At 69.8% G+C, this 11,248-nt stretch carries 7 protein-coding genes and 1 pseudogene; 5 read left to right on the top strand and 3 right to left on the bottom strand.

The genetic code is table 11. The annotated features are described in order from the left end of the window. Positions 1-591: 591 nt before the first annotated feature. The 5 genes and pseudogenes from ACWDA7_RS11550 to ACWDA7_RS11530 all read left to right on the top strand — a co-directional run bounded on the left by ACWDA7_RS11550 (position 592) and on the right by ACWDA7_RS11530 (position 5,318). Entirely contained in the window at positions 592-3,021 is a 2,430-nt protein-coding gene (locus ACWDA7_RS11550) for an endonuclease/exonuclease/phosphatase family protein (protein ID WP_450603914.1), read from the top strand. Positions 3,022-3,215: 194 nt separating this feature from the next. Further along, a pseudogene (locus ACWDA7_RS11545) lies at positions 3,216-3,553 on the top strand (UDP binding domain-containing protein); the annotation flags it as partial. 437 nt (positions 3,554-3,990) lie between these two features. Further along, positions 3,991-4,320: a hypothetical protein gene (locus ACWDA7_RS11540; RefSeq protein ID WP_450603913.1), complete on the top strand. Its 330-nt coding sequence runs from the start codon at positions 3,991-3,993 to the stop codon at positions 4,318-4,320. A 293-nt stretch (positions 4,321-4,613) separates the two neighbouring features. After that, complete coding sequence (locus ACWDA7_RS11535; RefSeq protein WP_450603912.1) at positions 4,614-4,967, top strand: hypothetical protein; 354 nt, start codon at positions 4,614-4,616, stop codon at positions 4,965-4,967. Between the two features lie 141 nt (positions 4,968-5,108). Continuing rightward, positions 5,109-5,318: a hypothetical protein gene (locus ACWDA7_RS11530; protein WP_450603911.1), complete on the top strand. Its 210-nt coding sequence runs from the start codon at positions 5,109-5,111 to the stop codon at positions 5,316-5,318. A 65-nt stretch (positions 5,319-5,383) separates the two neighbouring features. Here ACWDA7_RS11530 and ACWDA7_RS11525 read toward each other — a convergent pair whose 3' ends face one another. The 3 genes from ACWDA7_RS11525 to ACWDA7_RS11515 all read right to left on the bottom strand — a co-directional run bounded on the left by ACWDA7_RS11525 (position 5,384) and on the right by ACWDA7_RS11515 (position 11,210). Then, entirely contained in the window at positions 5,384-6,604 is a 1,221-nt protein-coding gene (locus tag ACWDA7_RS11525; RefSeq protein ID WP_450603910.1) for an RNA-guided endonuclease InsQ/TnpB family protein, read from the bottom strand. A 337-nt stretch (positions 6,605-6,941) separates the two neighbouring features. After that, positions 6,942-9,212, bottom strand: coding sequence for a peptidoglycan recognition protein family protein (locus ACWDA7_RS11520; protein ID WP_450603909.1), 2,271 nt, complete (start codon positions 9,210-9,212; stop codon positions 6,942-6,944). Between the two features lie 402 nt (positions 9,213-9,614). Further along, positions 9,615-11,210: an FG-GAP and VCBS repeat-containing protein gene (locus tag ACWDA7_RS11515; RefSeq protein WP_450603908.1), complete on the bottom strand. Its 1,596-nt coding sequence runs from the start codon at positions 11,208-11,210 to the stop codon at positions 9,615-9,617. Positions 11,211-11,248: the final 38 nt, after the last annotated feature.

Here is an 11,248-nt window from a genome sequence, read left to right as displayed (position 1 = left end):
CCCTGAGCCCGACGGAATATGAAGGTGTGGGGCCGGCATCCCCGTGGGGGACGTCGCTCGCCGAGGCACCGCACGGCAGGCGCTCATCGTCCGTATCGCCGCGGGCACGGCTCATCGGTGCCACGGTATGACCTCAGGCTAACCACCGGCCCTTGGGCGGCGCGACCGCACGCGTCGGCCTCCCGGGACCTGCCCGGCGTCCAGCCGGCGACCGCGCTCGAACGGGCGGGTCGGCCGTGCCCACTCCATGGGCCGAAGGGTCGTCTTATGGTTCACCGGCAGAGGAACTCCCGCGTGCCTGCGCGCGGCCGGCCGCCGGACCCCGGCGACTCCGGCCCGGCGCTCCGGCCCGCCTTCGGGCGTCCCGTACTTGACGGGAGAACAGAACCCCGGCTGAAGGCAAGGCACACCACACATCGGGGGTCCGCACTGTCGGCGAACCGTCAGGAAACGTTTGCCGCACCGCGGGCTCGGTGCCTTGTACCGCACGGATCTACGCGCGTATTTTTACCCCGACTTGAAAAAGCATCACATACCCCCCACATCTCAGCCGCGCCATTGACATCTGCTCCCGTCAGAAAGAGACACCCAGTGTCCTCACGCATACCCCCGGCCCTGCGCGGTCGAGGTGCCAAGGTCCTCTTCGTAGCGCTCCCGGTCGGTCTCACCGGATCGCTCCTCGCGCTTCCCTTCGCCGCGCAGGCGGCACCGTCGTCGGACGCCTCCGTCTCCGAGGTGTACGGCGGCGGCGGCAACTCCGGTGCCTCCTACACCAACGACTTCATCGAGCTGGGCAACGGCGCCACCGCTCCGTTCGATCTCAGCGGCTGGTCGGTGCAGTACCTGCCCGGCTCGCCCACCGCCAGCAGCAAGTGGCAGGTCACCCCGCTCACCGGCGCCATCCCCGCGGGCGGCACCTACCTGGTCCAGGAGGCCAAGGGCACCGGCGGTGACACGCCCCTGCCCACGCCCGACGCCGTCGGCGCCATCCCGATGTCGGCGACCACCGGCACCGTGGCACTGGTCCACTCGACCACCGCCCTCACCTGCCTGACCGCGGCCGACTGCGCGGCGGACGGCACCGTCAAGGACCTGGTCGGTTTCGGCACCGCCGTGGTCCGGGAGGGCTCCCCCGCCACCGGCGCGAGCAACACCGCCTCCGTCTCGCGCGACGCCAAGTTCAGCGACACCGACGACAACTCGGTGGACCTGACGGGGTCTGCGCCGAGCCCCCGCAACAGCACCGGCGGCGGCACCGGCGACCCCTCGCCCACCCCCACCCCGACCCCGACCTCGACGCCCACCCCGGGCAGCCTCCGCATCCACGACATCCAGGGCACCAGCCGGATCTCGCCGCAGAACGGCAAGACCGTCACCAACGTGCCCGGCGTGGTGACCGGTGTGCGGAGCACCGGCTCGAAGGGCTACTGGATCCAGGACCCCGAGCCCGACGCGAACCCGGCCACCAGCGAGGGCCTTTTCGTCTACACCGGCTCCGCCACGCCCCTGGTCAAGGTCGGCGACTCGGTGCTCGTCTCGGGCAAGGTGAGCGAGTACTACCCGGGCGGCAAGAGCAGCGGCACGCAGTCCGTCACGGAACTGACCGGCCCGACGGCCGCCACGCTCTCCTCCGGCAACCCCCTGCCGGCGGCCCAGGTCATCGACGCGGCCACGCTGCCCGAGGCCTACGCGCCGCAGGCGCAGGGAGCGAGCATCGAGTCCCTGGAGTTGCAGCCCGACACCTACACGCTGGACTGGCTGGAGGCCCACGAGGGCATGCTGGCGCAGATCGGCGACTCCCGTGTGGTGGGCGCCACCAACGCCTACAACGAGACGTGGATCACCACCAAGCCGGACCAGAACCCGACCCCGCGGGGCGGCACGATCATCACCGGCTACGACAACCCCAACTCGGGTCGTCTCATGGTCACTTCGCTGAACGGTGACCAGCTCAAGGCCAATGTGGGCGACACCCTGTCCGGCACCACCGCGGGCCCCGTGGACTACTCCGACTTCGGCGGCTACAACATCCAGGCGACCGCGCTCGGCACGGTCCAGTCGGGCGGACTCACGCCGGATGTGGCGACGAAGGGCAAGTCCAACGAGCTGTCCTTGGCCACGTACAACGTCGAGAACCTCGACCCGACCGACCCGCAGAGCAAGTTCGACCGGCTGGCCGCGGGAGTCGTCACCAACCTGGCGTCCCCGGACATCGTGAGCCTGGAGGAGATCCAGGACAACAACGGCGCCAAGGACGACGGAACGGTCGCGGCCGACAAGACCATCACCCAGTTCATCGACGCCATCAAGGCGGCCGGCGGCCCGGCCTACGACTGGCGCGCCATCGACCCGGTGAACGACTCGGACGGCGGCGAGCCGGGCGGCAACATCCGCAACGTCTTCCTCTTCAACCCCGATCGCGTCAGGTTCGTGGACCGGCCCGGCGGCGACTCCACGACGGGGGTCACCGCCGTCCCCACCGGCAAGCACGACGTGCAGCTGTCCGTCTCCCCGGGCCGGATCGACCCGGCGTCGAGCGCCTGGACGAGCAGCCGCAAGCCGCTGGTCGGTGAGTTCCGGTTCCAGGGCGAGCAGGTCTTCGTCGTCGGCAACCACTTCAACTCCAAGGGCGGCGACCAGCCGGTGCACGGCGCCTTCCAGCCGCCGACGCTCGGTTCCGAGACCCAGCGCGTCGCCCAGGCGAAGGAGGTCAACGCCTTCGTCTCCGACCTGCTGGCCGCGGACCGCAAGGCCAAGGTCGTCGTCCTGGGGGACCTGAACGACTACCAGTTCTCCAAGCCCCTGGCCACCTTGACCTCGGGCGGCGTCCTCACGGACCTCATCAACACCCTCCCGGCCGACGAGCGGTACAGCTACGTGTACGACGGCAACTCCCAGACGCTGGACCACATCCTGGTCTCGCCTGGCATCAAGAAGTTCGAGTACCAGGTCGTCCACATCAACTCCGAGTTCTCCGACCAGACGAGCGACCACGACCCGCAGGTGGTCCGCTTCAAGTAACCGGCAGACGGTCGGCTTCGAGCAGGCGGTGCCCTCCGCCTGCTGCCGTCCGAACACCACGTGTGGCGTGCACGCGATCCGCGTGCACGCCACACGTGGTTGCAGGGCCATTCACCTCCGCCTCGGGGGCCGACACCTCCGGGCCCGAGGCAGCCCGCGGCCACTCCGAGCCACCAGGACGACGGAGTCGGCATGTCCTCGGTGCGCGATCCGACATCCGCGACGCGCCCGCCCTGGACGTCGCCAACTCCCTGGAGCAGCAGGGTGCCGACGTACGGGTCTTCGACCCGGCCGGCCCGGACAACGCCCGCCGCGCCATCCGCAGCTGTCCTACGGGGACAGTGCGCTGGATGTCGCCCGGGACGCGGATGTGACGGTGCTGCTCACCGAGTGGGCCGAGTTCCGCGAGATCGACCCGGAGGTCATGGGCTTGGTCGTGGCCCACCGGCGGATCGTCGACGGACGGCACGGCCTCGACCCGGCGCAGTGGCGGGCGGCGGGATGGGAGTACCGGGCGCTGGGCCGCCCGTAGTCCCCGAACCGCGTGGCCCCGGCCCTGCGACGGGCCGGGGCCACGCCCGGACACAAGGTGTGGGCACACAGTGAGAAACGAGGTAGCACCCAGTGGCCGGGGAGCGTTCACCCAGGACATTCGACGAGCGCCGGGCCGCACGGGCCACGAGGGCGCTGGCCGCTGTCCTCATGGTGGGTCTCACGGCGGTCGGCTGCGCCACCGACCCACCCAGCGGGTGGGAGCGGACCGGTCCAAGGTCGGGCCGCAGTCGGAGCCGCCGGAGGCCGCCTCGCTGCCCACGGCACGGTCGACCACGGTCTACGATCCGAACGCCGCGGCCGCCGCGGACGGCAGCGACGCCGAGCGCGAGTTCCGGGGAACTCGACCGGCTCATCGCTGTCCTGACCACGTCCCTCGATGGTGACGGCCACCCGCCGGCCCATCTCGACGTCCAGATGCAGCAACCCAGCGCCGGCAACCAGATCGCCGTCACGTGGACCGTCGCCGACGACCCCACCGACAAGCGGGCCAGGGACCGGGCCCGTAGCGACGCCTTGAACATACTTCAGGCCGTCCATGAGTCGTCGCTGGACTACGACTCGGTCCTGCTGATCATCAACGCGTCCATGCCGGACGAATACGGCGCCACGACCATCGGCAAGGTGGTGCGGGCCAAGTACTCCCGCTCCCTGATGCGATCCACCTCCCTCACGCGACTGTCGTCGGAAGAGGTCTTCCGGATCGCCGACGACAAGCCCGCCGAGATCCGCCCGCTCTACCGCTGATTCCCTCCGGGTGACGGCACCCGGGGCCGAGGCCCACGGCGGGCCCCGGCCCGGGCACGGCTCGCCGCCGGCGAACCCGCGGCGTCGTCCGTCCCGTCCGAAAATTTACTGCCGCACACGAACATTTGGGTAAGTGCCCGAATAGGCGACCATATTCAGGTCATCACGATTGGGTGTGTAACGCGGCGGCGCTTACCGGACGCAGAAGAAGGCAGAAGCGGTACGCCGACCCGGACTGAAATTCGCAACTGAGGCGAGCGTGCCGACACGACAACACGTCAGATCGGATTTGCGTGAGCCACATCGACCCGGTTTCCGGATATCAGACGTACGACCAGTCCTCGGACCCCAACCGCGCGGTGCGCCGTCAGGCCGCTGCACGCCGCACGGCACTGACCATCTGCACGATCACCGACATCGCGGCAGGTTTCCTGGGTCTGTGGATCCTGCTGTTCCTGCTCCACGCGAATCGGACGAATGTATTCGTCGACTTCGTGCACGGCGCGGCCGACTGGCTGACCTGGTGGGCACAGGACATTTTCACAATGGACACAGAGGGTCTACGGGTCATCCTTAATTATGGCCTTCCGGCTCTTCTTTATTTGCTGATCGGTCACGGAATCGCCGCACGGCTCAATCGAGCCTGACCATGCATCGGCCTTTACCGAGGCCACCACTGACCGCTGCAGCCGGCGCGTTCCCGACGTTCGCGGACGCGTAACGCCTGATGTCCGGCTTCCTCACCGCCGACCACGCCGAGAACACGCACGACAGCGGAAGGACCGAATGTGGCACTCACCACGTCTGGACACGATCATCTGCCGATCTATGAGGACCTGGTACGCGAACGCGGTGACGCCGTCGCGGAGGCTCAGCTCGCGGCCCAGCACATGCAGCATCAGGCAGCGGTACTTCTGACCCCACACGATGCGGCCCAGCCCGCCCACCACTACCGGCACGGCAGCGTCGGAGGCACTGCGGGCGGTCCGCTGCAGTAGTTGAAGGCTCCCCTCCCTGAGGGAGGGGATTCTCCACCCTCCAGGGCTGAGCGGGGATTTACGGCTCAGGCTGCCGCCTGGGCCAGCGGCCCCGGCGGTCTTACGCCCTCGACACCGTCCGGGTTCCAACCTGCCCGGACCAGCATCACGCGAGCGGAGTTCTTGTCCCTGGGGGACACGGCTCCGCACACGGTGCAGGCATACGTTCTCATCGAGAGAGGGAGTGCGTGCTTGGTTCTCGCTCCGCACGTTGCGCAGTCCATCGTGGTGTGCGCCGGGTGCACCAGACGCACGTCTCGCGCGTGTTTGCGGCCCATCTCGACCAGGGCACGCTTGGTCGCGGCGATGGCGGCATCGGCCGCCTTGCGGGCCATCGTGGTCTTCGCCAGGAACCTCGGCCGGAAGTCCTCCACCGCAACCCCGTCATGACCGCGCATCACGGACTTGGCCCACTTGCGGCCCGTGTCCTCCCGCTGCCGGGCCACCTTCTTGTGCAGCTTCGCTGCCTGCGCCTGCGCCTTCCGGTAGCCGGCGGATGCGGGGTGCCCCTTCGGACGGCGCCGCCGGGCCATCATCCGCTGGTACCTCGCGAGCCGCTGCGCGGCCCGCTTGCCATACTCGCCATGCGGGAGGTCATAGGCGTCGTCGGTGGTGGTGGCGGTCTCCTTCACACCCCAGTCCACGCCCAGGACGCGGCCGGTCTCAGCGAGCGGCTCAATCTGAGCCGGGACGACGAAGGACGCGTACCAGTGGCCGAGCGTGTCCTGGTACACGCGCACGCTCGACGGGTCGACCGGAAGCTCCCGCGACCACACCACGCTCACCACGATCCCGCCCGCCAGGTGCAGACGACCGTCATCAACCCGGAAGCCGCGCCGGGTGTAGTTCAGGCTCGGCCGCGCCTCCCGCTTCTTCTTCCACCTGGGCATCCCGGCCCGGCGATGCGTCGCAACTCGGTCCTTGAGGTCTTTGAGGGCCTTGGTGCGGGCCTTGGCGAAGTCGCGTATCACCTGCTGCTGAGGCACGCTCGCCCCCTCAGCCAGCCACGGCATCCCCCTGCGGGCCTCGGTCAGCATCTTGTCGAGCTGCGCCGGACCGCACGTCAGCTTCTCGCCTGTTGCCCTGGCCTGCACGTGGACCTGCTTGGACTTGGCCACGCATTCGTTCCAGACCCACCGGCAGCGATCCCACTCGGCTTCGAGCCCGCGCCTGGCCGTATTCGACAGGCGCACACGGAAGGTGTATCGGGCATACCCGGCGTCCTTCGCGGTCGCTTCTGTCGTCATGCATCCGAACCTACCCGGGAGGACTGACAGTTGAGAGTTCTCGATCATCGTGGGCGACATCACCACCGCGCGGGGTCGACACCGGATCGCCCCGACGGCGATCCGGCTATCCCTGCCCTGCTCCGCAGGGGTCCGATTCCTCCCCGACCTGACGGCCGGGGCATCCTCGGAGGAACCCGGTGAACTCGCCGGGGACGACTCCCGGCCCTGCACGATCGACACGGCTCGGCGAACAGGCCGCCGAGCCGATCACCATGGGGCCCGCACATGCCGATCGGCGCATGCGGGACCGCATGCGCCGATCGGATGGACACGCCGTACTCCGGCGCGGCCGCGGCTACTTGAGGTAGACGAGGCCGTCCGTGGTGATGGTGGGACGGCCGCTGGTGCCGACCACGACGATCTTGACGGTGTGCTTGGCGCTGCTGGACCAGGTCTTGGTCCAGATCGCCTGCCGGTACAGGGTGCTGGACGACTTCAGGTCCACGGTGGAGACCTTCGTGCCGTCGACGTAGACGTACACCTGACCGGAAGTGGAGGCACGCGAGACTACCCACGCGGCGGAGCGGCCGGTGAAGGTCCAGCTGAGGGTCGCGCCCTTCGAACCGCTGGAGTACGACTTGCCGCCGAGGTAGCTGGTGGACGAGCGGGTGGTCCAGCTGCCGGACTTCGTCGCGGAGCTCTCCTGCAGGATCATCGGGGTGTACGCCGGGGAGGACGTGCGGTAGTTGCCGGCGTAGTCGTAGGCACGCATCGACCATGTCGTGGCGGTACCGGACTTGGCGGTGGTGCTCGAGCTGGTGACCGTCGGGCCGAAGGTGCCCGTGGTCGGGGCCAGCAGCTTCACGTACCGCAGGGCCTTGTCGTCGGTGGCCTTCCAGCCGAGTGTGACCGGGACGCCGGTGGTGTTGACGGTGCCGCTGCGCAGGGAGAGCTGCGGGGCGGTGGTGAACGTCGGCGCCGTCGTCTCGGCCACGACGCTCAGCGCGCTGCTGGTCGCGGTCTTGCCGGACTGGTGTACGGCCCGCACGGCGACGGTGTGGCTGCCCACGGCCAGGGTGGCCGCGGCGGAAGTCGCCGTGCCCGAGGTGGTGGCGACGGTCTTGCCGTCGACCAGCAGCTGGTAGCTCTTGATGAGCGAGGACGGCGTGGTGGCCGTCCAGTGCACGGTGACGGCGCCCTTGGTGTAGTACGTAGAGCCCGAGAGGGCCGCGCCGTCGACCGAGGTGGCCTTCAGGCCCTGCACCGGGCCGGCCGCCCAGGTCCGGATGGTCGGCAGCTGGGCGTAGAGGGAGTTACCGGGGCACTGGGTGTTGTAGCCGTCGCGGTGGCCGGAGATCCGGTTGAAGGTGTACGAGCTGCCCGCGGTGAAGCTCGTGGCGGAGTAGTTCGTCTGGGTGGCGCCCGCCTTGAGGCTCACGGTCGAGCTGGGATCGGCGCCGTACTGGCCGAGCTTCCAGGCCGCGATACGGGCGACCGAGGCCAGCGCGGCGTTGGAGGCGCCGGTGGTGGTGTAGTCACCGAGCACCGCGATGCCCGTGGACTCCCGGTTCCAGCCGTACGTGTGGGCGCCGAGCACCGGCTGGTCGACACCGCCCTTGCGGCCCTCGAAGATCGTGCCGCACTTGTCTACGAGGAAGTTGTAGCCGATGTCGTTCCAGCCGTTGCCCGGCGGGGTGGCGGTGGTGGCGGCCGTGTGGAACACGTAGATGCCCCGCACGATCGCCGCCGACTGGTCGCACGTGTAGGCGGCCCCGTCCGTGTGGTGGACGAACACGGCCTTCACATCGGCGTTGTACTCCGACGGGTCGGGGCTGCGCGACTCGTCGGCGCCCCAGCCGGCACGCGAGACGATCGGCGGTTCCGGCACCGTCGAGGGCCGCGCCGGCGGCGTGGTCGGCGCGGTGGGCGTGGTGGCCGACGGACTCGCAGGCGTACTCGCCGGAGCCGAAGGCGTTTCCGAGGTCGATGCCGGGGCCGAGACGGTTGCGGAGTCGCTGGGAGACGCCGGCGCACTGTCCGTCGGACCGGCGCCGGTGCTGTCGCTCGGGGAGACGGAGTCGGTGGGCGGCGCGCTCGTCTCGTCGACGGTCCCCGCCACATACGCGGCCGGCTCGGCCTTCGTCTCGGCCTCCGTCACCACCCCGGGGTCGACGAGGTTGACCGTGAGCCCCTTGGGCAGACCGGAGCCGGTAGTGCCGTTCTTGCGGACGACCTGCACCTGGACGCCGTCGGAGGGGCCGACCCACAGCGGCTCGGACGCGCCGCGTGCGGTGGCCTGTTCCTTCGGGTCCTCCAGCGGGTCGGTGTTCACCTCGAGGTTCTGCCAGGCGCTCCACTCGCCGGTCTTCACACTGCGGGTGCGCACCTGAGCCGTACCGTGGAGCTGCTTCGTGGCACCGGTCCAGGTGACACCGAGCAGCGAGAACTGCTTGGTGCCCGTTTGCGGCAGCTCCGCCTTGCCGGCCCCGTCGCCCTTCAGCGTCAGGCCGAAGACACTCGGCGATCGCTTGGCCTGGCCTTCGGCGTGACCGCCGGACGGGCTGGCGACGGCATAGGTCACCAGTCCCCCACCACCCAGGACCACCGCACCGAGCGTCAGCCACACCCGCCGCTTCAGACTTAGCGGTCTGTACGCATGCGAAGTACGACGACTCACGTCGTATCCACCCCCAGAGGCCCACCAAGGCCCATAGAAAAAGTCACATGAGGCACACCAGCCACACAGGCAGCCCGTCTCTCAAGCGCATACCGACCGACGAACGTCACGGGAGGACGGGCCACGGTGACGCAGATCACTACGGATGCCGCGGGTGTCAGCCGCCTCCCATGGCTGTGCGTGTTGCGGGGGTGAACCGGAGCAAGTAGCAAACCTGCACTTCCCGGGGCGCCTTGGGCCCCATGGCGGGCATGGTGGACGCGCCGTGGCCCGACCGTCCTTCCCGGCCGTCGGCGTGCCGCTGCTCCCGGCCCTGACGCCGGTCATGGCCTCGGCGGCTGCCGCCGGCCGTTACGGCGCCAGTGCCTCGCCGAGACGAGCGCCGGCGGGAGTGCCCAGTGCGGTGCCGCGGAGCGCGACGGTCTGCGCGAGACCGAAGCCGGTGCCGGTGATGGGCGTGTAGAGGAGGAGGCCGTCACCGGCGTCTTCACCTTCGGCTCCGAAGACGAGCCCCGCGTGACCCGATCCGGACAGGTCGGTGAGGGAGACGGAGGAGCCGAAGTGGTCGTCCTTCTCGATGGAGTCCAGGATGCCGGGGGTGTCCTGGTTGAGCGTGAAGGAGCCGCTCGTCGTCAGTCCGGAGGCGGAGCCCTGGAACAGGGTGGCCTGACCCGCGTCGGTGCGCTTGACGCCGTCGCTGGTGAGGTCTTCCCCGGGGGCGCCGACGAGGGCGTCCGCGTAGCCGTCGGCGTTGTAGTCGCCGGCCGAGACGGAGGCGCCGAAGGCGTCGCCGGGCCGGTCGGTGCTGGCGACGCCGACGCCGTCCTGATGGATGACCTTCGTGCCGGAGCCCGCAAGGCCGGCGGCCGTGCCGGGGACCACGGTGATCTGGCCACCGGTCCTGCCGCCGGACTCGGACGCGTAGGGCTGGCCGATGACGAGATCGTCATAGCCGTTGCCACTGAAGTCGCCCGCGGCGACGGAACGGCCGCCCCGGACCGCGAGGATCCCTGCCCTGGTCAGACCGCCCGCGGACCCGGCGAACCACACCACACGTCCGGTGCCGCGGATGTCGCGGTAGTTGAGGGCGACGTCCGCGAAGCCGTCCCGGTTGAAGTCACCCGACGTGGCGTCCAGTTGGGCGACCGGACCTGTGGCACCGGTGAGCGTGCCGGAGGTGGTGACGCCTGCGGCCGGCCGGACGTTCCGGGTACTTCCACCGGTCAGCCGGACGTTCCAGGTACCGCCGTTGCCGGTGCCGGCCGCGAACACGTCGGCCGTGCCGTCGCCGTTGAAGTCGCCGACGGTCACCGCGGAACCGAGCCTCGCTCCGGTCGCCGGAACACCGGAAGTGGTGTACGAGAAGCCGGAGTCCAGGCCAGGCCCGTACAGGACGGTGACCAGACCGCGGTCGGCATGGCCGCTGATGTCGTCCTTGCCGGGAGCGCCGACGACGAGGTCGGCGCAGCCGTCGCCGTTGAGATCGCCCCATGCGGTCGCGGCCCCGAAGTGGTCGCCCGGCTCGGAGGAGCCGGGGCCACCAGGACTGTTCTGGGTGAGTGTCAGCCGTGCCTCGGCCAAGGGGCCGTGAGGGCTGCCCGGAACCACGGTCACGCTGCCGGCGCCACCCGATGCCTTCGATGTACCGGCGGCGAGGTCGCTGATGCCGTCGCCGTTGTAGTCGGAGGTGGCCCTGGCGTGCTTCGGCGCGTGCTTGTTCCGGGCCGGCAGCGCGGCGCTGTAGCGGCCCGTGCCCTGCTGCGGCAACCCCGTGCACCCCGCGGCCGCACCCCGCTCTGCCGGTCGTACCGTGCCCACGGCGGACTCGCGTCCGTGCCCCGGCGGCTGCGCCGGTTGAGGGTCGAGGGCGTGGGTGACGATCCCCGCCCCGCTCAGTACGACGACTCCCGCGGTCAGCCACGCCCGCCGTCCCAGGCTCAGTGGCATGTACGCACGGGTCGTACGGCAACTCAAATCTCCCACCC

This window comes from Streptomyces sp. NPDC001156 (genome assembly GCF_053598275.1).
The sequence above is the reverse complement of the archived record's forward strand: the minus strand, read 5'-3'. Positions and strand labels throughout refer to the sequence as shown.